Origin of the sequence: Achromobacter sp. UMC71 (assembly GCF_014170305.1) — a bacterium.
Lineage (GTDB): Bacteria > Pseudomonadota > Gammaproteobacteria > Burkholderiales > Burkholderiaceae_B > Achromobacter.
Genome location: NZ_LZZT01000054.1, coordinates 49,910 through 73,991, shown reverse-complemented (window position 1 = coordinate 73,991; position 24,082 = coordinate 49,910). Strand labels below are relative to the sequence as shown.

Sequence of the window (24,082 nt, the reverse complement as noted above, 5' to 3'; positions counted from 1 at the left end):
GGGGGGGGCCCGGCGGCGTCCCTGAAACGACGCAACCCGCCGGTCGCGCGAACGCGCCAGGCGGGTTGGGGGACAGCTTGCCGGCAAACCGGCCGGGAGCCGATCCGGAAAGATAGATGCACGCAGCCCGGCAGCCGGTGCGCGAGGCGGGCCGGCGGGGGCGCTGCGATGCCGCGCTTAGCGGATCTCGCGGGCCTCGACGTCGATCACGTCGCCGCGCGGTTGCGTGGCGAACGGGGCGCTGGCGGACTGGAAGGGACCCGGACGGGCGCCTTGGCGCTGGCTCCAATAGGCGCGAACGCCGAAAGGCTTGCCGCGCACCTTGGCGACCACGTACAGGATCGCCACGGCGATCGCCGTGGACAACATGAACACCAGCGCCATCGCCATGCCGATCAAGGCCAGGGCGGCGAATAAGACGGCTCGGAAGAAGCGGATGAGAGTATTGGTCATGAAAGTCGGATGCAAAACGCAGCGAAAGGTTCCCGTGTATCCGCTATCCTTTAGGGGATGGCGGCCCGCAGAAGCCGCGCTGCCTACGGAACCACAGTGATATGAGTATAACGATAGACCAAATCCGCGCCGCGCTGCGCGCCGCGCAAGACCCGAACACCGGACTGGACCTAGGCGTATCTGTAAAAGATCGTGACATTCAACAGGTGGGGGGCCGTGTCGCCCTGACGCTCGAACTGGGCTATCCCGCCGATGGCGTGCGCGACCAGGTGCGCGACCTGGCCGTGGCCGCGCTGGCCGCCGCCGGCGCGCCGGACGCCCAGGTGACCGTCACCTGGAAGGTCGCGGCGCACGCCGTGCAAAAGGGGCTCAAGCCGCTGCCCAATGTCCGCAACATTGTTGCGGTGGCCTCCGGCAAGGGCGGGGTGGGCAAGAGCACCACGGCCGTGAACCTGGCGCTGGCCCTGGCGGCCGAGGGCGCCAAGGTCGGCCTGCTGGACGCCGATATCTACGGCCCCAGCGTGCCGACCATGCTGGGCGTGTCGGGCCGTCCCGAAAGCCTGGACAACAAGAGCATGGAGCCCCTGACGGGCCATGGCCTGCAGGCCAATTCCATCGGCTTTCTGATCGACGCCGACTCGCCGGCCATCTGGCGCGGCCCGATGGTCACCCAGGCGCTTGAACAATTGCTGCGCCAGACCAACTGGCGCGACCTGGATTATCTGATCGTCGACATGCCCCCGGGCACCGGCGACGTGGCGCTGACCCTGGCGCAGAAAGTGCCGGTGGTGGGCGCGGTCATCGTCACCACGCCGCAGGACGTGGCGCTGCTGGATGCCCGCAAGGGCCTGCGCATGTTCCAGAAGGTCGACGTGCCGATCCTGGGCGTGGTCGAGAACATGGCGATCCACATCTGCTCGCAGTGCGGTCACGCCGAACACATCTTCGGCGAAGGCGGCGGCCAGCGCATGGCCCAGCAATACGACACCCCCTGGCTGGGCAGCCTGCCGCTGACGCTGGCCATCCGCGAGCAGACCGACGCCGGCACCCCCACCGTGGTGGCGGACCCGGGCAGCGAAGCCGCGGCCCTGTATCGCGGCATTGCCCGGAAACTGGCGGCGGGCGTCGCGGCGCTTCCCCGCGACATGGCCGGGAAATTCCCGTCCATCGTCGTGCAGCAGCCGACCTGACGCATGCAGTGGGCAGCCCGGGCCTTCTTGGCTGGACTTTTCGTAGTGGCGGGCGAGGCCGCCGCCAAACGCCCTGAGATCATCGTGGACCCCGGCGGCGTGCCGCCGGCCGCGTTGCAGTCGATCACCGAGGCCGTGGACGCCATCGCGCGCCTGGCCGAAGACCAGGACGGCGGCGAAATCAACCGGCTGCGGCGCCGCGCGCGCGACGCCACGCTGGCCGCGCTGGCCACCCAGGGCTATTTCACGCCCACCGTCACGCTTGAAGCCGGCACCGACATTGGCGGCGAAACCTGGGACATCGGCATTGTCCCTGGCAAGCGCACGATGGTGTCCTCGGTCGATTTGACCTTCACCGGCCGTATCACCCGCCCGGAATACGCGGCCCGCGTGCAGAAGTTGCGCGACGACTGGCTGCTGAAGGTCGGCCAGCCGTTCATCAACAGCGATTGGAACAAGGCCAAGTCCGCCTTGCTGGACGCGGTCTCGGTGCGCGACTTCATGCTGGCGCGCATGACCGCGTCCGAAGCCGACGTGCAGGCCGACACCGCATCTGCCACTTTGCGCGTCACCATCGACAGCGGGCCGCAGGTCCGCATGGGCGAGCTCAGCACCGAAGGGCTGGAGCGGGTGCCGAACAAGCTCATCACTCGTTACGTGCGCTATTCGCCGGGTTCGCCCTACGACCAGAACCGGCTCGATGAATGGCAGCAAGACCTGCAGTCCACCGCATTCTTCCGCGGCGCCTTCGTGGCGTTGCGCCAGCCCGGTAGCGCCCAGCAACCAGCCGAGCCCGCCTCGGACCGGGCCCGCGCGCCGGGGGCGGCCAACGCGGCGGAATCCGCCCCGGCTGGCGACCCCGTCGTGTCCGGCGCCATGCCGCCCCCGCCCGCCGTCTACGACTCGAACGGCGAAGTCACGCTGCCGGTGCAGGTGCGGGTGGTGGAAGCGCCGCCCAAGCGCTTCTCGGTATCGCTGGGCGTGGACGACGAGGCCGGCGTGCGGCTCGAGTCGCTGTACCGCCAGAACGTGGTGTTCGGCCAGCCGGTCACGATGGAGTCGGGCTTCAGCGTGGACCGCCTGCAGCAGCGCGTCTACACCGATGTGTACCTGCCGCCGACCGAGCGCGGCTACAAGGATTCCATCGGCGTGCTGGCGCAGCACTCCGACATCCAGGGCCTGGACGTCACCCGCTATGCCCTGGGCGCCACCCGCAGCCAGGAACGCAAGGGCGCCGGCGACAGCCGCGTCACGTACGAAACCCGCTGGGGCCTGCTGCTGGCGCAAGACCACGTCAAGATCGACGGCGGCGATGAATACACGTTGCCCACGCTGACCGCCACCGGCGAGTGGCTGCGGCGCGACGTGGACAACAAATACGACCCGCGCGAGGGCAACCTGATCGCGCTGGGCGGCGGCGTGGGCGTTACGCTCGATACCGGCGAACCCTATACCCGCGCGCGCTTCCGCGCCCAGAAGTGGTGGCCGATCGGCAAGCTGGACGTGCTGACCATCCGCGGCGAAGTCGGCCGAGTCTGGGCCAACGGCAATGTGCAGGTGCCGGACGATTTCGGTTTTCGCACGGGCGGCGCCCGTTCCATCCGCGGCTACAAGTATCAAAGCATCGGCGTAAAGCGCGACAACGCCACGGTGGGCGCGCCCACCCTGGTGGTCGGCAGCATCGAGTACGACCACTACTTCAATGAACGCTGGGGCATGGGCGTGTTTGTCGATGCCGGCGATGCGGCCCAGTCGTTTGGTGACATGTCGATGGCGGTGGGCTATGGCGTGGGCGCGCGGGTGCGCACGCCTGCCGGCCCGCTGTTCCTGGACCTGGCCTATGGCCAGCGCGAGCGCGACCTGCGCCTGCACTTCTCGCTGGGGATCGCGTTTTGAGGGCGTTGCGAAAATTCCTGCGCCAGGTGCTGGTGTGGTGGCTGCCCGGCCTGGCCATGCTGGCTGTGCTGGCGTGCAGCTTCGTGTTCTGGCTGCTGGCGTCGCAGACCGGCTCGCGCCTGCTGCTGACCACCGCCGCCCAGCAGATGGGCGGCCAGGCGCTGGATGTGCGCGGCGCGATCCTGCGCGGGCTGGACGTCGGCCGGCTGGACCTGACCGTGGGCGGCACCCGCATCGATATCACCGACCTGCGCCTGAACGTGCATTGGCGCGCGTTGGGCGACCGGCTGCTGCACGTGCGCGAGCTGTCGGCCGGCAGCGTCAACATAGCATTGACCTCCAGCACCGAGGCGCCCGCGGCCGACGAACCCTCGGAGCCCTTCGCCTTGCCGTCGCTGCCGGTGGACATCGCCGTCGACAGGCTGGCGCTTGGCGATTTCCATCTATTGCAGGACGGCCAGGAACTGCCGGTGACGCTGGGCGACCTGAACGCCACGTTCGCTGCGGGCCGGCAGCAGGGCGCGCAACTGCGCATTGCCAGCCTGCGCGTGGGCCATGAAGTCGGGCAGGCCCAAGTCAGCGGACAGGCCGAATTGCAGCGCCTGGCTGATCCCTGGCCATTCGCCGCCCGCCTGGACGTGACGGCGCGCGGGTCCGGTCCGGACTCGCCGTTGTGCCAGGCCGATCAGCTCAGCGGCAAATTCGCCCCGCCGACCAAGACGCAGGCGGCGCCCGTCAAGAAGCCGGCAGGTGCCGCCAAACCGCCTGCCGGGGCTGCCCGCAAGCCCGACGGCAAGCCGGCCGACGCGGCCAAGGCGCAAGCCGGCACGCCCAAGGGCAAGGCCGCCGACCAGCCGGCCGACGCCGAGCGCGAACGGGTCGGTCCGCCGGCCCCGGCTTGCCAGGTGATCCTGAGCGCCGACGCCGCCGGGTCGCTGGACGGCATCCAGGCCAAGCTGGACGGCACCGGCGCCGGCCTGGCGCTGGAATTGGTCGCCGACCTGGCTCCGCGCACGCCACTGGTGCTGCGCAGTGCCCGGGCCGACGCGCAATTGCCGGACAAGTCCACACTGTCCGCGCGCCTGGACCTGCAGGCGGTGGACGGCCGCCCGGGCCGCGACCGCATCGCCGGCACGCTGGCGGCGCGGCGCCTGGACCTGTCGCCCTGGCTGGGTGAAGGGATCCCGCAGGCAGTCGTCAGCGCCAATGCGCAGATGAGCGCGGAATTCGAGAACCTGGACCAGCTGCGGCAGGCGGCCATCGACCTGCGGTTCGAGGAGGGCGCGCGCTGGAACAAGCAGCCGCTGACGGGGGCGGTCAAGGCGCAGGTGGACATCGCCGCGCCGGCGGGCGAGGCTGCCGCAGCGCCGGCCGCCGCAGCATCGGCTGCCGCAACACCCGCCAAGCGCGCCGCCACCACCCCCGTCGACGAACTGTTGACCGGCCTGCGCATCCACGGCCTGGACATCGACCTGAAGCTGGGCGGCAACCGCGTCCGGGCGCAGGGCGAAATCGACGCGTCCGACGGCAACCTGACGCTGGACGCGCAGGCGCCGCAGCTGGATGCGTTCTGGCCCGGCATTCCGGGCGGCGCCGACCTCAAGGGCAAGCTGACCGGCACGCCGGCCGCGCACAAGGGCGACTTCACCGCCGGCTACAACCCGGCCAAGCCGCGGCCCGGTGTGCTGGGGCAGGCGCGGGCGCAGGCCGCCATCACCTTCGCCGGCGGCTGGGGCCAGGGCCCGGCCGGCGAGGCCGAAGCGGCCCTGACCGGCTGGCGCGGCACGTTCTCGCGGCTGACGGCCGACTCCGCCGGTTTCGCCGTGTCGGTCGACCGCCCCGTGACGCTGTCCTTCCTGCCGTCGGCGGTCGCGCCGCAATGGCAATGGCAGGTGGGCCAGACCGCGCTGGGCGTGACCCTGCCGGGCAAGGAAAAACTGGTCATCGCCCACAAGGGCTCGCGCGGCGGGGCCAAGCGCTGGGAAACCGCCGGCCAGGCCGACAACCTCGTCATCACCGCCGCCATGGCGCGCCAGGTGATCGCCGCAGTCGACCCCGAGGCCGCCGCCAAGCTGCAAAAAGGCCCGAAGCGCGTGAACGCGATGGTGGCCGAAGGCCAGCGCCGCATCGCGCTGGACGTGCTGTGGGACTTGAAATTCGATGGCCGGCTGGGCGGCCGCGCGCGCATCGCGCGGCGCGACGGCGATCTGCTGATCCCGGGCGACCCGCCCATCCCGCTGGGCGTGAAGGCCCTGGTGCTGGACCTGACTGCCACGCCGACCTCGGCCAATGCCAGCCGCCTGGACGCCAAGCTGGACCTGGCCACGGACAAGATGGGCAAGATCGCCGGCACCGGCACCGCGGTGCTGCTGGTGGACGCTCAGGGCGGCATGGCGCTGGACGCGCGCCAGCCCATCCGCGCCAAGCTGGATGCGGACATCACCGACCTGGCCTGGGTCGGCCTGTTCGTGGGCGATTCGATGGAAATCGGCGGCCAGGTCAAGGCCAACCTCGACGCCCAGGGCACGCTGGCCGGCAAATGGAGCGCCAGCGGCGCGATTCGCGGCGACAAGCTGCGCGTGGTGCGGATCGACGACGGCGTGCGCCTGATCGACGGCACCCTGTCGGCGCGCCTGGACGGCGACAAGCTGGTGCTGGACAGCCTGCGCTTCCCGGCCTCGCTGCGGGTCATGCCCGCCGAATGGCGCACCAGGGAATGGATCACCACCAATCCCGAGGCCAAGGACGGCTACGCCGAGGCGCGCGGCCAATGGAACCTGATCGACGGCGGCGGCAACGTGCGCCTGACCCTGTACCGCTTCCCGGCGCTGCAACGGTCGGACCGCTACGCCATGGTGTCGGGCACCGTCGACCTGACGGCGCAGATGCCGCGCATCGACATCGTGGGCGACCTGAAGGCGGACGCAGGCTGGTTCAGCCTGGAGATCCTGCAGGGCGTGCCCTCGCTGGACGACGATGTCAAGGTGCGGCGCGTGGGCGATGACCCCGGCGCGGTGTCCACGCCGCTGCAGACCAGCATGAACCTGAAGTTCGACATGGGGCCGCGCTTCTACATTACTGGCATGGGGCTGGACGCCGGGTTGCTCGGGTCGATCCAGATCCTGCTCAACGATGGCCGCCTGACCGGCGTGGGCGCGCTGCGCACCCGCGGCGGCGGCATCGAGGCCTATGGCCAGAAGCTGCGGCTGCGCCGCGGCACGCTGACCTTCCAGGGCCGGCTGGACAACCCGCTGCTCGACATCGAGGCGCTGCGCACGGGCGAACAGGTCGAGGCGGGCGTGAAGGTGGTCGGCACCGCGCAGCGTCCGCGCATCGACCTGGTGTCCTATCCGGACGTCAGCGACGTCGAAAAGCTCTCGTGGCTGCTGCTGGGCCGCGGCCCGGACGAAAGCGGCAGCGACGCCGCCTTGCTGCTGTCGGTCGGCACGGCGCTGCTGGGCGGCGGCCAGCCGTTCTATAAGCAGTTCGGGCTGGACGACGTCAGCGTGCGGACCGGCAACCTGGGCAGTTCCGGCAGCATCCTGCCCGACCGCACCGTTGCCGGCGACGTCAATCGCGACAGCGACAGCCAGTTGGCGACCCAGTTCCTGGTGGCCAGCAAGTCGTTCGCCAACGGCATCACGCTCAGCGTGGAGCAGGCGCTGGCGGGCAGCGACACGGTGGGACGGGCCAGCTACCGCCTGGCGCGGGGCCTGTCGCTGGACCTGAAGGGCGGTTCGGTCAACGGCATCGCGCTGGTCTACCGCACCTTCTTCGGGGACTGACAGGGGCGCCGCCGCGCCCCGGTCGGGGACGGGGCGGCGCGCTCGGGATAAAATGAGGCCCATTCAATCCGCAAGCACTCTCCCACCATGAGCATCAAAAGCGACCGCTGGATCCGCCGCCAGGCCGAAGCTGGCATGATCGAACCCTTTGAAGCGGGTCAGGTCCGCACGGCCAATGGCGGGCGCATCGTCAGCTATGGCACCAGCAGCTACGGCTACGACGTGCGCTGCGCCGACGAATTCAAGATCTTCACCAACATCAATTCCACCATCGTCGATCCGAAGAATTTCGACGAAGGCTCGTTCGTGGATTTCAAGGGCGGCGTCTGCATCATTCCGCCCAACTCGTTCGCGCTGGCCCGCACGGTGGAATACTTCCGCATCCCGCGCAGCGTCCTGACGATCTGCCTGGGCAAGAGCACCTACGCGCGCTGCGGCATCATCGTCAACGTGACGCCGCTGGAACCCGAATGGGAAGGCCACGTCACGCTCGAGTTCTCCAATACCACGCCGCTGCCCGCCAAGATCTACGCCGGCGAAGGCTGCGCGCAGATGCTGTTCCTGGAAAGTGACGAAGTCTGCGAGACCTCGTACCGCGATCGCGGCGGCAAGTACCAGGGCCAGACCGGCGTCACGTTGCCGCGCACCTGATCCGTCCGAATCGGGCCAGGAATACCTGGCGCCTTACGCCCCGCGCCCCGGCGCGGGGCGCAGGTAATCGATATCCCACTCGCTTTCCCCCACCTGCACGAAGCCGTGCCGGCGGTAGAAGCGGTTCGAGTCGCTGTCTCGCAGCGCACCCACGCGCACCGGCAGCCCGCGGCTGTCGGCATCGCGTAGCAGGCGGCCCAGCACCTGGCCGCCCACCCCCAGCCCTTGCGCGGCGGGGACGACATACAGATGATCCAGCCGCAGTCCGTCGCCGTCGGGGCGCAGGGCATAGAAGCCGATGCGCGCGCCGTCGCGCTCGATGAACCAGGTGTGGCCCGGCTGGAACGTGCTGCGCAGCCGCGCTCGCGCCCGTTCGGGATCGAACCGGCCCAGGCGTTCCAGGCTTTCCTTCATGGCCTCGATGCGGATGGCCAGCAAGGCCTCGAAGTCGGCATCGGCCGCGGGCACGTCGCGTAGCGCCGACGCCGTCAGCGCGTCGTAGCCGCGCCCCAGGAACTGCATGATGCAGATGCCATGGCCGAACGGGTCGCTCAGGTGGGCGATACGGCCCCAGTCGTGCGTTGCCGCGGGGTCTTCCAGCCGCGCGCCCGCCGCCACGGCGCGCCGCACGGCGCTGTCGACGTCCTCGACCACCACGTCCAGATGCACCGGAGTCCAGTGGCGCGCATAGTCGCGGGGCTGGCGCACGGCCCCCGCGGCCGGTGTGCCGGCGGCCTTTTCCAGCAGGTAGATAGGCGCCGAGGCGCCCAGCATTTCGGCGGCCTTGGGCCCCAGGCGCCGATGCAGCGCCAGCCCGAAAGCGCGTTCATAGAAGCCGATCGCCTGCTCGAGATCGGGTACATCGATATTGACCAGGATACGCATGGGGTTTTCCGCCGGGACCAGGCGCAAAACATAGCATGGCCTGCGGCGAGGCGGGCACGCCCGCGCGAGATCGTTGCCGCGCTAAAGAACCCCGTGCCGCGACCGTAAAAAGGGATATGTGTTTGCCGATTTGGCGACGTCATCTCTGCAAGCGTGAGCAAGGCCCTATCCGTGCGTTACCCCCATATCCCCTGGCTGCCCCTGTTGTTCTACCCTGCGCTGCCGGTATTCGCGGCGGCCGGGCTGCTGCTGTGGCAGCAATGGCCGCCGGCGTTGACGCAGATCGTGCCGTTCGTGCCGTGGGTCATGACGCTGGTGGGCGCGGCCATCTGCCTGATGTACCAACGCTCGCAGACCCTGGCGCTGATGCTCAGCGTGCTGGCGGCCGTGGCCCTGTGGCCCGCGCTTGCCAGCCAGGCGCCGTGGGCGGTGGGGCCGGCGCTGGTGTGGTGGTCGCTGGCCTACACCATTAATGCGCTCTGGGCCGAACGCTCCAGCCTGCTGCTGGACATGGCGGCCCGCATCGGCCTGATGGCCGTCGGCGCGGCCGCCATTGCCCTGGCCGGCAAGGAAGGCGTGGCGGGCCTGTTCGAAACGCTGGCGGTGCAGGGCGTGCTGGCCCGGCTAGGCCTGCCGGTGCAGGCCCTGGCGGCGCTGCTGGTGACCGGCCTGACCCTGACCCTGCTATTGCTGCGCTATGGCCGTCCGCAGCAGGCCGGCCAGTGGCTGGGCTTCATGTGCATGGCGTGGGCGCTGCCGCGCGGCGCGCAGCATCCGCTGGAACTGGCCGTGATGGCCTCGGCCGCGCTGACCGCGTTGTCGATTTCGCTGGCGCACGAGGGCTTTCACATGGCCTTCCGCGACGAGCTGACCGGCCTGCCCGGACGCCGCGCGCTGAATGAACGGCTGCAGCGCATGGGCCGCGTCTACACGCTGGCGATGGCCGACGTGGATCATTTCAAGGCGTTCAACGACACCCATGGCCACGACGTAGGCGACCAGGTGCTGCGCATGGTCGCGTCGCAGTTGCGGCGGGTGGCGGGCGGCGGCTACGCCTACCGGTACGGCGGCGAGGAGTTCACGCTGGTGTTCCCGGGCAAGACCGCCGTCGAGGCCATGCCGCACCTGGAGACCGTGCGACGCGCGATCGAGGCCTATCAGATGCGCCTGCGCGACAAGCCCGCGCGGCCCAAGGCGGATCAGGTGGGCCAGCGCCGGCGCGGCGGCCGGGGCGGCCGCCATTCGCGTCCGCTGCGGGTGACGGTCAGTATCGGCGTGGCCGAACGAGGCGATGCGCTGCGCGCCCCGGACGCCGTCATCAAGGCGGCCGACCAGGCGCTCTACAAGGCCAAGGACGGCGGCCGCAACCAGGTCTGGGCCTACGGCGCGCGGCGCCGCGCGGGCTGACGGGGCAGGGCGCGCTATTTGCCGGCCAGCGGCAGCGCCATCAGCAGTTCGTCGTACAGCACGCCGTTGACGCACAGCGCCTCGCATTCGTGGCCGTATTCCTCGAACCCCAGCGTGACGTACAAGTTGAAGGCGGCGTCGTTGTTGGCGGTGACGCTCAACTGCACCCGGCGCACGCCGCGCATGCCGGCGGCATGGTCGATCGCCGCGCGCATCAGCAGCCGGCCCAGGCCCTGGCCGCGCTGGCCGGGCGCCACGTACATGCTCCAGACATGCGCCTTGTGCCGCATTTTCAGCTTGCGCTGGCGCGCCACGCCGACCATGCCGGCCAGCGCGTCCTGCACGAACACGCCGAACATCGCGCTGTCGTTGGCCGGGGCGATCCAGCCACGGATGTCGTCCAGTGTCAGCGTGTGTTCCTCTTCGTAACTTGATCCGAATGCTTCCGGGGTTTCCCGCAGGGCGTCCAGGCGCAACTGGCGCAGGGCGGGCGCATCGGCGGGGGTCAGACGTCGGACAAGCGCGGCGGAAACGGACGGCATGGGGCGAAGTGTTGGGAATAGGGTACGGTCGGGGACGCTACCGGCCAGTATAGGCGGGGGGGCTGCCTATAATGGGTCTAACGCCGCTTGCGGTTTTCACAAAGGAGCCAATGATGTTCGGTTTCCTCAAGATAAACCAGGACGCCAAGCGCGACGAAGTCCAGGAAGAGTTCGTGGCGCGCGTGGCCAACGCCGCCCAGGATTTCGTCCACGCAGCAGGAGCCTCCGGCGTCGGGCTCGATTATTCGCTGTCCAGCATCCATGCGCTCGATACGGCGCTTGAAGCCGCCCACGTCGGCGCGCTGCCCCTGACCCCCATGCAGACCGTCGGCGCCGCCGCCTACCTCTACGAAGTCGCGCGCCGGGCCCATGGCGGCCTGTACGAGGTCTGCGACGACGAAGACCCGGTCGTGCTGGTCTGCGGCGAACCCGAAGCCGAGGTCTGCTTCGGCGCCATCGCCAAGGTCGAGCGGCGCATCCGCTATGGCGCCGCCGAGGCCATTGCGCCGTACTTCGACCTGTTCACCGCCGCCCTCCAGGCCGGCGAGGCGCGCGTGATCCGCTAGGTTTTTCCGCCTTCTGCGCCCCGCTTCGGGAAAACCATAGGGTCTGGAGAAAATCCGCCCTACAATTCCGCCATTCCCGCTAGCCTGGCGGGGCCTTTCGCGCCGCCTGTCATCAGACGGTTTTTCACTAGAAGTACACTCGCGTCCGCCATAACGGTCCGATTCGCTTGCCCCAGGAGCGCCTGCATGAAATTCCGCTTCCCTATTTTCATCATCGACGAGGACTACCGTTCCGAGAACGCGTCCGGTTTGGGTATTCGTGCCTTGTCTGAAGCGATCGAGGCCGAGGGCGTCGAGGTGATCGGGGTGACCAGTTATGGCGACTTGAGTTCGTTCGCCCAGCAGCAAAGCCGCGCCAGCGCCTTCATCCTGTCGATCGACGACGAGGAATTCGACGTCGATTCGCCCGAGGACGTGGCCAGCGCGATCAAGAACCTGCGCATGTTCATCGGCGAACTGCGTTTCCGCAACGCCGACATCCCCATCTACCTGTACGGCGAAACGCGCACCTCGGAGCACATCCCGAACGACATCCTGCGCGAACTGCACGGCTTCATCCACATGTTCGAGGACACACCCGAATTCGTGGCGCGCCACATCATCCGCGAAGCCCGCAGCTACGTGGACAGCCTGCCGCCGCCGTTCTTTCGCGAGCTGGTCAAGTACGCGCAGGACGGCTCCTATTCCTGGCACTGCCCCGGCCACTCGGGCGGCGTGGCGTTCCTGAAGAGCCCGGTGGGCCGGATGTTCCACCAGTTCTTCGGTGAAAACATGCTGCGCGCCGACGTCTGCAACGCGGTCGACGAACTGGGCCAGTTGCTGGACCACACCGGCCCCGTCGCCGAATCGGAACTGAACGCCGCGCGCATCTTCCATGCCGACCACTGCTATTTCGTGACCAACGGCACGTCCACCTCGAACAAGGTGGTATGGCACGCCAACGTGGCCGCCGGCGACGTGGTGGTGGTGGACCGCAACTGCCACAAGTCGATCCTGCACGCGATCACCATGACGGGCGCGATCCCGGTGTTCCTGCGCCCCACGCGCAACCACCTGGGCATCATCGGCCCGATTCCGCTGGAAGAATTCCACCCGGACAACATCCGCAAGAAGATCGAGGCCAACCCCTTCGCGCGCGAAGCGGTGAACAAGAACCCGCGCATCCTGACGCTGACGCAAAGCACGTACGACGGCGTCATCTACAACGTGGAAATGATCAAGGAGCAGCTCGGCAGCTATGTCGACACGCTGCACTTCGACGAAGCCTGGCTGCCGCACGCCGCGTTCCACGAGTTCTACAAGGACATGCACGCCATCGGCCAGGACCGCCCGCGCAGCCAGGACGCGATGGTGTTCGCCACCCACTCCACGCACAAGCTGCTGGCCGGCATCTCGCAGGCTTCGCAGATCATCGTGCAGGAATCCGAGACCCGCAAACTGGACCGCAACGTTTTCAACGAAGCGTACCTGATGCACACGTCGACCTCGCCGCAATACGCGATCATCGCGTCGTGCGACGTGGCCGCGGCCATGATGGAACCCCCGGGCGGCACCGCGCTGGTCGAGGAAAGCATCCGCGAAGCGCTGGACTTCCGCCGCGCCATGCGCAAGGTGGAATCCGAATTCGGCAAGAACGACTGGTGGTTCAAGGTCTGGGGCCCGAACCGCCTGGTGTCCGAAGGCATCGGCAACCGCGACGAATGGGTGCTGGAAGCCAACGACCACTGGCACGGCTTCGGTGAAATGGCCGAAGGCTTCAACATGCTGGACCCGATCAAGGCCACGGTCATCACCCCGGGGCTGGACATGTCGGGCAGCTTCGGCGAAACCGGCATCCCCGCGGCGCTGGTCTCCAAGTACCTGACCGAGCACGGCGTGGTGGTCGAGAAGACCGGCCTGTATTCGTTCTTCATCCTGTTTACCATCGGCATCACCAAGGGTCGTTGGAACACGCTCTTGACCGCGCTGCAGCAGTTCAAGGACGACTACGACCGCAACCAGCCGCTGTGGCGCATCCTGCCGGACTTCTGCAAGGTGCATCGCCGTTACGAGCGCATGGGCCTGCGCGATCTGTGCCAGCAGATCCACGAAGCCTACCGCGAGCGCGATGTGGCCCGCCTGACCACCGAGATGTACCTGAGCGACATGGTGCCGGCGCTCAAGCCGTCCGACGCCTTCGCCCGCATGGCGCACCGCGAGGTCGAGCGCGTCGACATCGACCAGCTCGAAGGCCGCGTCACCGGTGTGCTGCTGACGCCGTACCCCCCGGGCATCCCGCTGCTGATTCCGGGCGAGCGCTTCAATCGCACCATCGTCCAGTACCTGCAGTTCGCGCGCGAGTTCAACGAGCGCTTCCCGGGCTTCGAGACCTACATCCACGGCTTGGCCGACGAAGTGGGTCCGGACGGCGAGAAGCGTTACTACGTCGACTGCCTGATCGAAGACTGATCCGGTCCGGAGTCCCGATGTTCGATGTTGCCGTTCTCGGCGCCGGCGCCGCTGGCATGATGTGCGCAGCGGTCGCCGGCCAGCGTGGCTTGCGGGTGGTGCTGGTCGACCATGCCGAGCGCCTGGCCGAGAAAATCCGCATTTCCGGCGGAGGCCGCTGCAACTTCACCAACATCGGGGCCGGCCCCGCCAATTTCCTCTCCGACAATCCGCACTTCTGCCGCTCGGCCCTGTCGGGCTATACGCCGCAGGACTTCCTGGCGCTGCTCAAGCGCCACCACATCGCCTGGCACGAGAAGCACCGCGGCCAGCTGTTCTGCGACGATTCCAGCGAGTCCATCATCGAGATGCTGCGCGCCGAATGCGATACGGGCGGCGTGCAATGGCGCATGGGTTGCCAGGTGGCCGAGGTGGCCCACGGCGAGGCCGGCTTCGCGCTGCGCACCAGCCAGGGCCCGATCCGGGCCGCCAAGCTGGTGGTCGCCACCGGCGGCATGGCGATTCCGCAACTGGGCGCGACCGACTTCGGGCTGAAGCTGGCGCGCCAGTTCGGCCTGAAGGTGGTCGCGCCGCGTCCCGCGCTGGTGCCGCTGACGTTCGATCCGGCCCAATGGCAGCCCCTGGCGGAGCTGTCCGGCGTGGCGCTCGAGGTCAATCTGCACACGGGGCAGGGCAAGACCCGCGGTGAATTCCTCGAAGACCTGCTGTTCACCCATCGCGGCCTGTCGGGTCCGGCGATCTTGCAGATTTCCAGTTTCTGGAAGCCCGGCGAACCCATCGTCATCGATCTGGCGCCTGGCCGCGACCTGGCCGCCGAGCTGCTGGCGGCCAAGTCCGGCAACCGCCAGCAGTTGCACACGGTGCTGGCGGGCCTGTGGCCCAAGCGCCTGGCCGACCGCTGGCTGCACCTGGCCGAGCAGGACGGCAAGCCCGGCCTGGCGGCCTTGCGCCTGGCCGACGCGCCCGACAAGACGCTGCGCACGCTGGCGCAGGACATCCACCAGTGGACCCTGGTGCCCAGCGGCACCGCCGGCTACAAGAAGGCCGAGGTCATGCGCGGCGGCGTCGACACCCGGGGGCTGGACCAGAAATCCATGCAGGCCAAGACCACCGCCGGGCTGTACTTCATCGGCGAAGCCGTCGACGTGACCGGCTGGCTGGGCGGCTACAACTTCCAATGGGCCTGGGCTTCGGGCGTGGCCTGCGGCAAGGCGCTGTAGGCGCGGCGTCGGGGGCAGCGGGGCGGGCATAGTCCGTCTCTATGACAGCTATTGCAACGTCACCATTGTTATATCAAATAAAAATACATATCATTTATGTTTTCGATAATCAATGCGGCCCCGCATTCCGCGGCACCGTCCTGACGGAGACATCTCATGGCTTACACCCTGCCGACCCTGCCATATGCCTATGACGCGCTCGAACCTCATATCGACGCGATGACGATGGAAATCCACTACAGCAAGCATCACCAGACCTACGTCACCAGCCTGAACGCCGCCCTGGAAGGCGCCGGCATCGCCACCGACGAATCGGTCGAAGCCCTGGTGAGCCGCCTGGACCAGCTGCCCGAGGCGATTCGCGGGGCGGTGCGCAACCACGGCGGCGGCCATGCCAACCACAGCCTGTTCTGGTCCGTCATGTCGCCCAAGGGCGGCGGCGAGCCCCAAGGCGCCCTGGCCAAGGCGATCGACGCCGAACTGGGCGGCCTGGCGGCCTTCCGCGAAGCCTTCACCAAGGCGGCGCTGACCCGCTTCGGCAGCGGCTGGGCCTGGCTTTCCGTGACGCCGGCGGGCAAACTGGTGGTAGAGAGCAGCGCCAACCAGGACAGCCCGCTGATGCAGGGCAATACGCCGATCCTGGGGCTGGACGTCTGGGAGCACGCCTACTACCTGAAGTACCAGAACCGCCGGCCGGAATACATCGGCGCCTTCTACAACGTGATCGACTGGTCCGAGGTGGCGCGCCGCTACGCCGCCGCCGTGGGCTGATTCGGCCAGGCGCGGGGGCAGGTCCATGAACACATTCAGCCGTCATCGCATCCGGCCCGCAGCGACCAGCGTCAGCGTCTGGACGCTGTCGGTGCTGGTCGCCTGCCTGGGCCTGCACCAGCTGTGGGTCTATTTCGACGCGAACGCGCCGCACGTCGCGGACGCGCTGCTGGGCGGCATGGTCGCCGCCGGCGCCACCGCGGCGGGCACGCTGCCCATCCTGTTCGCGCGCACTATTCCCCAGAAAATGCAGGACAGCATGTTCGGCTTCGGCGCAGGCGTCATGCTGGCCGCCAGCGCATTTTCGCTGGTGGCGCCGGGCATCGCGGCGGCTGAATCGCAAGGCGCCGGCCCCTGGGGCGCGGGCCTGACGGTTGGCGCCGCCATCCTGCTGGGCGCGGCGGTGCTGCTGCTGATGGACCGCCTGCTGCCGCACGAACACTTCATCAAGGGCCGCGAGGGCATCGAGGCGCACCGGCTGCGGCGCACCTGGCTGTTCGTCTTCGCCATCACCTTGCACAACCTGCCCGAGGGCCTGGCCATCGGCGTGGGCTACGCCGGCAATGACCCGGTGCGCGGCACGGCACTGGCCACCGGCATCGCCATCCAGGACATCCCCGAAGGGCTGGTGGTGGCGGTGGCCTTGCTCGCCGCCGGCTACAAGCGTGCGTTCGCCGTGGCGTTGGGCATGCTGTCGGGGCTGGTCGAACCGATCGGCGCGGTGCTGGGCGCGGCGGTGGTGGGCTGGTCGGCCGCGCTGTTGCCGTGGGGGCTAGGCTTTGCGGCGGGCGCCATGCTGTTCGTGATCAGCCACGAGATCATCCCGGAATCGCACCGCAAGGGGCACGAGGTCTACGCTACCTGCGGGCTGATGCTGGGCTTTGTGCTGATGATGCTGCTGGATACGGCGCTGGGGTAGCGGCCGGCGCGGCTTTGCGGTCCGGCCAGGGCCCGTACCGGGCCTCGCGCAGCGCTGGGCGGCAGCCGCGTTTCGCGGTATGCTTTCGGCGCTGTCACGCATGTTGCGGGAGAGAGCGGCTGCCTTCGGCGGCCGCCGCCGAAGGCGCAATTCGCCCGGAATCGCTCAGGTATCCCATACCGCACATGTTTGCCCTGTCCCGGTTTTTACCGCGTGGACGGGGCAAAACAGTACTCTGGAGAGACCTGGCGCCGCTGCCCAATCAGGGACATAGCGCGCAGCCCAGGCGCCGAAGGTGCAAACCCGCCATGCGGGGCAACTCTCAGGCAAAAGGACAGAGGGGCGGAAAATTCAGCCATTGCGTGGGGGCATGCCGCCCGTCCGCCAATGGCATTCCGTAACCCTGGCACCGCTGCCGCTCCGGAGTACCCGCGCATGTCCGCAACCCTCAAACGCACCCCGCTGGCCGACGAACACATTGCCTGCGGCGCCCGCATGGTCGATTTCGGCGGCTGGGACATGCCCCTGGCCTACGGCTCGCAACTGGAAGAGCACCACGCGGTGCGCCAGGACGCCGGCATGTTCGACGTCTCGCACATGCTCAACGCCGACGTCACCGGCCCGGACGCCTTTGCCTTCCTGCAGCGCCTGGTGGCCAACGACGTGGCCAAGCTGACGGTGCCGGGCAAGGCGCTCTACACCTGCATGCTGAACCCGCAAGGCGGCGTCATCGACGACCTGATCGTCTACTTCTTCGCCGTTGACGAGTGGCGCGTGGTGGTCAACGCCGGCACCGCCGACAAGGACATGGCCTGGATGCAGCGCGTCAAGCAGGCCGGCAAGTTCGACGTCGCCATCACCCCGCGCCGTGACCTGGCCATGATCGCCGTGCAGGGCCCCAACGCCCGCGCCAAGGTCTGGGCCGCGCGTCCGGCCTGGCAGGCCGCCAGCGAACCGCTGACCCCGTTCGTGGCCGCGCGCGTCGGCGACGACACCCTGGTGGCCCGCACCGGCTACACCGGCGAAGACGGTTTTGAAATCGTGCTGCCCGCCGCCGAAGCCGTGCCGCTGTGGCGCGACCTGGCCGCTCAGGGCGTGCGCCCGGCGGGCCTGGGCGCGCGCGATACGCTGCGCCTGGAAGCCGGCATGAACCTGTACGGCCAGGACATGGACGAACTGACCCAGCCGGGCGAAGCCGCCCTGACCTGGACGGTGTCCCTGAAGAACCCCGAGCGCCGCTTCATCGGCCGCGACGCGCTGGAACAATTCGCCACGCCCGCCGCCTTCGTCGGCTTGAAGCTGCAGGAACGCGGCGTCATGCGCGCCCACATGGCCGTGCGCACCAAGGACGGCGTGGGCGAGCTCACCAGCGGCACCATGTCGCCCACGCTGGGTGTGTCCATCGGCTTTGCCCGCCTGCCGCAAGGCGTCGTTGCGGGCGATACGGTCGAAGTCGACATCCGTGGCAAATGGGTGCCCGCCCTGGTCTGCAAACTGCCGTTTGTCCGTAACGGCAAAGCCGTCGAACACTCGTAAACTCGAAGCTTCGCGCTACCGGTCCCCCTGGGGGCGGGCCGCTGGCGCGAGGCGCGCAACACCATTCTCTTCTACCCGAATCCCTCAGGAGTTCCCATGAGTCTGCCCACCGATCGCAAGTACACCGAGTCCCATGAATGGGTCAAAGCCGAAGGCGACGTGTTCGTCGTCGGCATCACCGATACCGCCCAGGACCAACTGGGTGATCTGGTCTTCGTCGGCGACGTCAAGGTCGGCGCCAAGCTGAATGCGGGCGAGACCGCCGGCGTGGTCGAGTCGGTCAAGGCCGCTTCCGACATCTACGCCCCGGTCACCGGCGAGATCGTCGCGTTCAACGAAGAACTCGAAAACAACCCCAACCTGATCAACGAATCGGCCTTCACCGCCTGGATCTTCAAGATCAAGCCGGTCAATGCCGCCGATGCCGACAAGCTGCTGGACGCCGCCGGCTACGAAGCCGTCGCCAACGGCTAAGCCTGTCCGGACGGGCAGCGGCGCCTGGCGCCGCTGCCCGTCTGCAAGACGCATCACCGTCCGTCCCCCGACGACACCCGCTACCCCGAGATCCCTCCATGTCGCGCGCCCTAGACACCCACACCGACTTCATTCCCCGCCATATCGGCCCCTCCGACGCCGACCAGGCCGCCATGCTCGCCGTGATCGGCAGCGCCAGCCTGGACGCCCTGATCGAAGAAGTCGTGCCGCCCAAGATCCGCAGCCAGGCCCCGCTGGCGCTGCCGCCTTCGCGCAGCGAAGCCGACGTGCTGGCTGAACTGAAGCAGATCGCCGGCCGCAACAAGGTCTTTCGCAACTACATCGGCCAGGGATACTACGGCACGCAGACCCCCAACGTGGTCCTGCGCAACATTCTCGAGAATCCCGCCTGGTACACGGCCTATACGCCCTACCAGCCCGAGATCTCGCAGGGCCGGCTCGAGGCCCTGCTGAACTACCAGACCATGGTCGCCGACCTGACCGGCCTGGACATCTCCAACGCCTCGCTGCTGGACGAAAGCACCGCCGCCGCCGAAGCCATGACGCTGGCGCGCCGCGGCGCCAAGTCGCAAAGCCCGGTGTTCTTCATCTCGCGCCACGTGCATCCGCAGACCATTGAAGTCGTGCGCACGCGCGCCGAAGGCCTGGACATCGAAATCACCATCGGCGACGAAGCCGAGGGCCTGCCGGAATGCTTCGGCGTGCTGCTGCAGTACCCGCACAGCACCGGCTCGGTGTCCGACTACCGCAAACTGGCTGACGCCGCCCACGCCCAGGGCGCCGTGGTGGCTGTCGCCACCGACCTGCTGGCTTTGGCGCTGCTGGCCGCGCCGGGCGAGTGGGGCGCCGACATCGCCGTCGGCTCGGCCCAGCGCTTTGGCGTGCCGTTCGGTTTCGGCGGCCCGCACGCCGGTTTCATGGCCTGCAAGGACGCCTTCAAGCGCAACATGGCCGGCCGCCTGGTCGGTGTGTCCAAGGACGCCCAGGGCAACCCGGCGATGCGCCTGGCGCTGCAAACGCGCGAACAGCACATCCGCCGCGAGAAGGCCACCTCCAACATCTGCACGGCGCAAGTGCTGCTGGCCGTCATGGCCGGCATGTACGCCGTCTGGCACGGCCCGGCCGGCATCCGCCGCATCGCCCACCGCGTGCAGCGCTACACCGCGATCCTGCGCGCCGAACTCGGCAAGCTGGGCATCAAGGTCGCCAACGACACCTTCTTTGACACGTTGCTGCTGGAAACCGGCGCCGCCACCCCGGCCATCCTGACGGCCGCCGAGTGTGAGCACATCAACCTGCGCCGCGTCGACGGCGCCCGCCTGGCCGTCTCGCTGGACGAGACCGTCACCGCCGCCGACCTGCAAGCCCTGGTCAACGTGTTCGCCGCCGGCCTGGAGCGCGATGACGTCGAACTCGACGTCGACTCGCTCGACGCCGTGGCCGCCAGCGGCATTCCCGCCGCCGTGGCCCGTGAAAGCGCCATCCTGAAGCACCCCGTGTTCTCCAGCGTGCAGTCCGAAACCGACATGCTGCGCTACCTGCGCAAGCTGGCTGACAAGGACCTGGCCCTGGACCGCACCATGATCCCGCTGGGTTCGTGCACCATGAAGCTGAACGCCACGGCTGAGATGATCCCCATCACCTGGCCCGAGTTCGCGTTGGTCCACCCGTTCGCGCCCGGCTCGCAAAGCCAGGGCTACAACGAGCTGATCACCCGCCTGTCGGACGCGCTGTGCGAAATCACCGGCTACGACAACATCAGCCTGCAGCCCAACTCGGGCGCGCAAGGCGAATACGCCGGCCTGCTGGCTATCCGCGGCTACCACCAGGCCAATGGCCAGCACCAGCGCAACATCTGCCTGATCCCGTCATCGGCGCACGGCACCAATCCCGCCTCGGCCCAGCTGGCCGGTATGGATGTGGTCGTGGTGGCGTCCGACGCCAATGGCAACGTCGACCTGGCCGACCTGCGCGCCAAGATCGAACAGGTCGGCGACAAGCTGGCCGCGCTGATGATCACCTACCCGTCCACGCACGGCGTGTTCGAGGAAGCCGTTACCGAAATCTGCGACCTGGTGCACCAGGCCGGCGGCCAGGTCTACCTGGACGGCGCCAACATGAACGCCATGGTCGGCGTGGCGCAGCCGGGCAAGTTCGGCTCCGACGTGTCGCACCTGAACCTGCACAAGACCTTCTGCATCCCGCACGGCGGCGGCGGCCCGGGCGTGGGCCCCGTGGCGGTGCGCGCGCACCTGGCGCCGTACCTGCCGGGCGTGGTCAACGAGCAGGGCAAGCTGCCCGGTGAAGCGAAGGTCGGCCCGGTCTCGGCCGCGCCGTTCGGTTCGGCCGGCATCCTGCCGATCCCGTTCGTGTACATCGCGCTCATGGGCGCCGACGGCCTGCGTCGCGCCACCGAAGTGGCCATCCTGAACGCCAACTACATCGCCACCCGCCTGCGCGATCACTACCCGGTGCTGTACGCGGGCCGTAACGGCCGCGTGGCGCACGAGTGCATCCTGGATGTGCGTCCGCTCAAGGAAACCAGCGGCATCAGCGCCGAAGACATCGCCAAGCGCCTGATGGACTATGGCTTCCATGCCCCCACCATGAGCTTCCCGGTGGCCGGCACGCTGATGGTCGAGCCCACCGAATCCGAAGGCGTGGCCGAGCTGGACCGCTTCATCGACGCGATGATCTCGATCCGCGAGGAAATCGCCCAGGTCGAGCGCGGCGAACGCGATCGCGAGGACAACGTCCTGAAGAACGCGCCGCATACCGCGCAGATGCTGCTGGCCGAAGAATGGCTGCACGACTACCCGCGCCAGCAGGCCGCCTACCCGGTGGCTTCCTTGCGCGACGCCAAGTACTGGCCGCCGGTGGCCCGTGTGGACAACGCCTACGGCGATCGCAACCTGGTGTGCGCATGCCTTCCGGTGGAAGCCTACGCGTAATGTGAACAACGGGGCCGCCGTCCAGGCAGCCCCAGCAGCGTTACCTGCGAAGCCCCTGCTTGGATAAGCGGGGGTTTTTTTATTCGAGGTGATGGCCGCCAGCGCAGGATCATCCGTTCCAAGGCATCCGAGACGGACGAAAAAAAAGGGCCGCACATATCCGTGCGGCCCTTTGCGTGTTGCCTCATCCGCCAGCGCGTGAACGGGGCGGCGGGTAAAACGAGTTACTTTGCCGGCGCGGCCGTGATGGTCTTGGCGAAGTCTTCGGTGATGCTGAAGTACGTGTTGATCAGGATCTGCAGGTTGTTCTTGCCGATCCCGCCTTCCGCGTTCATGTCCATCTGCAGCACGGCCTGGTTCTTTTCGTCCAGGTAGGCGCGCGTCCAGCGGTATTCACGGTTCCAGGCGTTGATGGCTTTCAGCGTCGCCGGCTTCTTGGTGGCGTACGTGGCAGTGACGACCAGGTCGTAGCACTTTTCGGTGAAGTCGTTGCACAGGAATTCCATGCGCAGGTCGGTGGCGCCCGTGGTGCCGGCGTCCAGGATCAGCACGGGACCTTCGTCGCCGTCGGTCTTGCGCGTGGTGTAGCCCATGTCGTCGAGCATGCTGACGACCATGTCGACGTTGAATTCCTGCAGCGTTTCGCCGGCGGTGGCCGACGCGGTGTCGCCGTCCATGGGGGTGGCGCCGGCGGCGGGCTCGGACTCTTCGTCGTCGTCCGTCGCGCTCGGGTGCATGCCCATGGAGCCCAACAGGCCCGAGAACAGTTCTTCGGCGGGAATCTTCTTGCCGTTCAGGTCGCCCATGCCGTCGGCGAAATGGAACTTGCCGACGATGTTGTCGCCGTCGTTCTTGCCCACGTTGAACATCTCGGCCATGCCGGACATGCTGCGTACGTTGTCGGCGGCTTCCGCTGCGGCCTTCTCGGCGGTCAGGCCTTCTTTCTTGACGGCGTACTGCACCATCAAGTCCTGCACCATCGGCTTGGAAATGACCAGGGTAGCGTCGATCCGCTTGATGGCCTGGACCACGATTTCCTGCGGCGTCAGGTCCTTGGCGTTGGGCGGGTTGGCCAGGTCCAGCGCGAAGGTCAGCTTGCTTTCGCCCTTGGCGGTCTTCCAGCTGATCGGGTCGATGCTGAACGAGGGGTTGCCGGCCAGCAGCTTGCCGGCGTTGTCCAGCAGCACCTGGAACTGTTCGTCGTTCAGGCCTTCATCGCGCGTGTCGGCCATGTACTGGCGGATCAGCTGGTTGTAGGTGTCCGACAGTTGCTTGACCGCGGCGCCGTCCAGCTTGGCCAGCTTGATCACGGCCTGGGCATTGCCCAGCGCCACGTCGTTCACGGTGATGTCGCCGCTCTGGTAGGCGGCCTGGACGTTGATGTTCTTGTCGTCTTCGGCGACCTTGACGGTGTAGCCGAAGTTGTCGAGGCTGGCCTTGACGTCGGCGTCAGGCTTGACGACCTCGGCGCGCTTGATCTTGAAGCCCGAATCGCCGGTCTGGAGGCCGAACTTGCCCATGCGGGTGTCGACGTCGATGGCCAGGCCCGACAGCAACAGCTTGATGGGGTCGTCGCCCTTGGTGCCGTCCACAGCCAGCGTGTCGGTCTGTGCGTGGGCGGTGACGCCCTGCAGGCTGCGGTCGAAGGCGCCGGTGATGGTCATGCCGCTGAAGTCGACCGAGTTGCCTTCGTGGGTGATCTTGACCGGCGCGATCTGCGAGGTCGAGGCGGTGTTGCCGCCGAAGCTGACCATGGCGTCGGAGATCAGGGGGGCGACGTCGCGGGTCAGCTCGAACAGCGGCTTGACGTTGTCCGTCTTGGCCATTTCGGCGTGCACGAAGGCCAGCTTGGGCGCGATGGCGCCGCGCGCCAGGGCGCTCTTGGGGAAGGGGCCGTGTTCGATGCGGGCGTCGAATTCGATCATGCCGTCGGGCATTTCCTGCGGGCTCTTGTCGTTCTTGACGAACGACAGGCCGTAGCGTGCCTGGGTCGAGAACAGGCTGCGCTCGTACTTGATCTGGTCAATGCGCAGGCCGAACAAAGGCGTGATCTTGGCCAGCTTTTCGTTGGTCTCGGCCAGGTGGCGCTGGGCGCTTTCTTCGATGCGCTTGCCGGTGTACCACGTGGCACCAACCCAGCTTCCCGCTCCCACTATGACCACGGCTAAGGTGATCGCTACGCTCTTTTTCATCGTTTTGCTTTGTCGTTGATTGTCGAGTCAGATCCGGCCGCGGCTCGGCGCCGTAGAACGGGCAGGCGGCGGCATAGACGCATTCATTGGCCTGTAAGGACCCGCGGCGAGTATACCGAGGCAGATCGGGCGTTGAGGGTGCGCGCAGTTACCGAAGATTTCAAAATGAAAGCCG

Annotated in this window: 17 protein-coding genes and 2 riboswitches; of the genes, 13 read left to right on the top strand and 4 right to left on the bottom strand. The window is 67.8% G+C overall.

Translation table 11 applies throughout. The annotated features are described in order from the left end of the window. Nucleotides 1-177: 177 nt before the first annotated feature. Nucleotides 178-453 (bottom strand): hypothetical protein, encoded by a 276-nt coding sequence (locus A9974_RS26745; protein WP_008166740.1) that lies wholly within the window; start codon nt 451-453, stop codon nt 178-180. A 101-nt stretch (nt 454-554) separates the two neighbouring features. Between A9974_RS26745 and apbC the strand changes: the two genes are divergently transcribed. The 4 genes from apbC to dcd all read left to right on the top strand — a co-directional run bounded on the left by apbC (nt 555) and on the right by dcd (nt 7,975). Continuing rightward, nucleotides 555-1,643 (top strand): iron-sulfur cluster carrier protein ApbC, encoded by a 1,089-nt coding sequence (gene apbC / locus A9974_RS26740; protein WP_183007198.1) that lies wholly within the window; start codon nt 555-557, stop codon nt 1,641-1,643. Between the two features lie 3 nt (nt 1,644-1,646). Then, nucleotides 1,647-3,539 carry an autotransporter assembly complex family protein gene (locus tag A9974_RS26735; protein ID WP_183007197.1) on the top strand — a complete coding sequence of 631 codons (1,893 nt, stop codon included), beginning with the start codon at nt 1,647-1,649 and terminating at the stop codon, nt 3,537-3,539. Nucleotides 3,540-3,595: 56 nt separating this feature from the next. After that, on the top strand, nt 3,596-7,324 hold the full coding sequence (locus tag A9974_RS26730) for a translocation/assembly module TamB domain-containing protein (protein WP_183007201.1): 3,729 nt from the start codon (nt 3,596-3,598) through the stop codon (nt 7,322-7,324). Nucleotides 7,325-7,411: 87 nt separating this feature from the next. After that, a complete protein-coding gene (dcd, locus tag A9974_RS26725) occupies nt 7,412-7,975 on the top strand; it encodes a dCTP deaminase (RefSeq protein WP_183007196.1) in 564 nt (187 codons plus the stop codon). Nucleotides 7,976-8,008: 33 nt separating this feature from the next. On the opposite strand, the gene A9974_RS26720 is transcribed toward dcd, so the two are convergent. After that, the gene (locus A9974_RS26720) at nt 8,009-8,860 is read right to left on the bottom strand and encodes a GNAT family N-acetyltransferase (protein WP_183007195.1); all 852 of its coding nucleotides are present in this window, start codon (nt 8,858-8,860) and stop codon (nt 8,009-8,011) included. 171 nt (nt 8,861-9,031) lie between these two features. Here A9974_RS26720 and A9974_RS26715 point away from each other — a divergent pair, with 171 nt between their 5' ends. Beyond that, a complete protein-coding gene (locus tag A9974_RS26715; protein WP_183007194.1) occupies nt 9,032-10,267 on the top strand; it encodes a GGDEF domain-containing protein in 1,236 nt (411 codons plus the stop codon). A 14-nt stretch (nt 10,268-10,281) separates the two neighbouring features. Here A9974_RS26715 and A9974_RS26710 read toward each other — a convergent pair whose 3' ends face one another. After that, nucleotides 10,282-10,809 (bottom strand): GNAT family N-acetyltransferase, encoded by a 528-nt coding sequence (locus A9974_RS26710; RefSeq protein WP_183007193.1) that lies wholly within the window; start codon nt 10,807-10,809, stop codon nt 10,282-10,284. A gap of 113 nt (nt 10,810-10,922) precedes the next feature. On the opposite strand from A9974_RS26710, the gene A9974_RS26705 reads away from it, so the two are divergent. The 8 genes from A9974_RS26705 (at nt 10,923) to gcvP (ending at nt 21,715) form a co-directional block, all read left to right on the top strand. Further along, nucleotides 10,923-11,375, top strand: coding sequence for a hypothetical protein (locus A9974_RS26705; RefSeq protein WP_183007200.1), 453 nt, complete (start codon nt 10,923-10,925; stop codon nt 11,373-11,375). A 186-nt stretch (nt 11,376-11,561) separates the two neighbouring features. Next, a complete protein-coding gene (locus A9974_RS26700; RefSeq protein WP_025139385.1) occupies nt 11,562-13,823 on the top strand; it encodes an arginine/lysine/ornithine decarboxylase in 2,262 nt (753 codons plus the stop codon). A gap of 17 nt (nt 13,824-13,840) precedes the next feature. Then, nucleotides 13,841-15,043 carry an NAD(P)/FAD-dependent oxidoreductase gene (locus A9974_RS26695; protein WP_183007192.1) on the top strand — a complete coding sequence of 401 codons (1,203 nt, stop codon included), beginning with the start codon at nt 13,841-13,843 and terminating at the stop codon, nt 15,041-15,043. 156 nt (nt 15,044-15,199) lie between these two features. Further along, complete coding sequence (locus A9974_RS26690; protein ID WP_183007191.1) at nt 15,200-15,814, top strand: superoxide dismutase; 615 nt, start codon at nt 15,200-15,202, stop codon at nt 15,812-15,814. A gap of 25 nt (nt 15,815-15,839) precedes the next feature. Continuing rightward, nucleotides 15,840-16,733 carry a ZIP family metal transporter gene (locus A9974_RS26685; RefSeq protein ID WP_183007190.1) on the top strand — a complete coding sequence of 298 codons (894 nt, stop codon included), beginning with the start codon at nt 15,840-15,842 and terminating at the stop codon, nt 16,731-16,733. Between the two features lie 96 nt (nt 16,734-16,829). After that, nucleotides 16,830-16,925, top strand: a riboswitch (glycine riboswitch). A 33-nt stretch (nt 16,926-16,958) separates the two neighbouring features. After that, nucleotides 16,959-17,081: riboswitch (glycine riboswitch) on the top strand. A gap of 87 nt (nt 17,082-17,168) precedes the next feature. Further along, nucleotides 17,169-18,269, top strand: coding sequence for a glycine cleavage system aminomethyltransferase GcvT (gene gcvT / locus A9974_RS26680; RefSeq protein ID WP_183007189.1), 1,101 nt, complete (start codon nt 17,169-17,171; stop codon nt 18,267-18,269). A 96-nt stretch (nt 18,270-18,365) separates the two neighbouring features. Further along, on the top strand, nt 18,366-18,743 hold the full coding sequence (gene gcvH / locus A9974_RS26675; RefSeq protein WP_183007188.1) for a glycine cleavage system protein GcvH: 378 nt from the start codon (nt 18,366-18,368) through the stop codon (nt 18,741-18,743). Between the two features lie 98 nt (nt 18,744-18,841). Continuing rightward, on the top strand, nt 18,842-21,715 hold the full coding sequence (gcvP, locus tag A9974_RS26670) for an aminomethyl-transferring glycine dehydrogenase (RefSeq protein WP_183007187.1): 2,874 nt from the start codon (nt 18,842-18,844) through the stop codon (nt 21,713-21,715). A 224-nt stretch (nt 21,716-21,939) separates the two neighbouring features. Here the strand turns inward: gcvP and A9974_RS26665 are convergent, their stop codons facing one another. Further along, nucleotides 21,940-23,907: a DUF945 family protein gene (locus tag A9974_RS26665; RefSeq protein WP_183007186.1), complete on the bottom strand. Its 1,968-nt coding sequence runs from the start codon at nt 23,905-23,907 to the stop codon at nt 21,940-21,942. Nucleotides 23,908-24,082: the final 175 nt, after the last annotated feature.

Excerpts from the sequence above, each read along its gene's own strand:
- A9974_RS26745 (WP_008166740.1), bottom strand. The coding sequence starts at position 453 with ATGACCAATACTCTCATCCGCTTCTTCCGAGCCGTCTTATTCGCCGCC.
- apbC (WP_183007198.1), top strand. The coding sequence starts at position 555 with ATGAGTATAACGATAGACCAAATCCGCGCCGCGCTGCGCGCCGCGCAA.
- A9974_RS26735 (WP_183007197.1), top strand. The coding sequence starts at position 1,647 with ATGCAGTGGGCAGCCCGGGCCTTCTTGGCTGGACTTTTCGTAGTGGCG.
- A9974_RS26730 (WP_183007201.1), top strand. The coding sequence starts at position 3,596 with ATGCTGGCTGTGCTGGCGTGCAGCTTCGTGTTCTGGCTGCTGGCGTCG.
- dcd (WP_183007196.1), top strand. The coding sequence starts at position 7,412 with ATGAGCATCAAAAGCGACCGCTGGATCCGCCGCCAGGCCGAAGCTGGC.
- A9974_RS26720 (WP_183007195.1), bottom strand. The coding sequence starts at position 8,860 with ATGCGTATCCTGGTCAATATCGATGTACCCGATCTCGAGCAGGCGATC.
- A9974_RS26710 (WP_183007193.1), bottom strand. The coding sequence starts at position 10,809 with ATGCCGTCCGTTTCCGCCGCGCTTGTCCGACGTCTGACCCCCGCCGAT.
- A9974_RS26705 (WP_183007200.1), top strand. The coding sequence starts at position 10,923 with ATGTTCGGTTTCCTCAAGATAAACCAGGACGCCAAGCGCGACGAAGTC.
- A9974_RS26700 (WP_025139385.1), top strand. The coding sequence starts at position 11,562 with ATGAAATTCCGCTTCCCTATTTTCATCATCGACGAGGACTACCGTTCC.
- A9974_RS26695 (WP_183007192.1), top strand. The coding sequence starts at position 13,841 with ATGTTCGATGTTGCCGTTCTCGGCGCCGGCGCCGCTGGCATGATGTGC.
- A9974_RS26690 (WP_183007191.1), top strand. The coding sequence starts at position 15,200 with ATGGCTTACACCCTGCCGACCCTGCCATATGCCTATGACGCGCTCGAA.
- A9974_RS26685 (WP_183007190.1), top strand. The coding sequence starts at position 15,840 with ATGAACACATTCAGCCGTCATCGCATCCGGCCCGCAGCGACCAGCGTC.
- gcvT (WP_183007189.1), top strand. The coding sequence starts at position 17,169 with ATGTCCGCAACCCTCAAACGCACCCCGCTGGCCGACGAACACATTGCC.
- gcvH (WP_183007188.1), top strand. The coding sequence starts at position 18,366 with ATGAGTCTGCCCACCGATCGCAAGTACACCGAGTCCCATGAATGGGTC.
- gcvP (WP_183007187.1), top strand. The coding sequence starts at position 18,842 with ATGTCGCGCGCCCTAGACACCCACACCGACTTCATTCCCCGCCATATC.
- A9974_RS26665 (WP_183007186.1), bottom strand. The coding sequence starts at position 23,907 with ATGAAAAAGAGCGTAGCGATCACCTTAGCCGTGGTCATAGTGGGAGCG.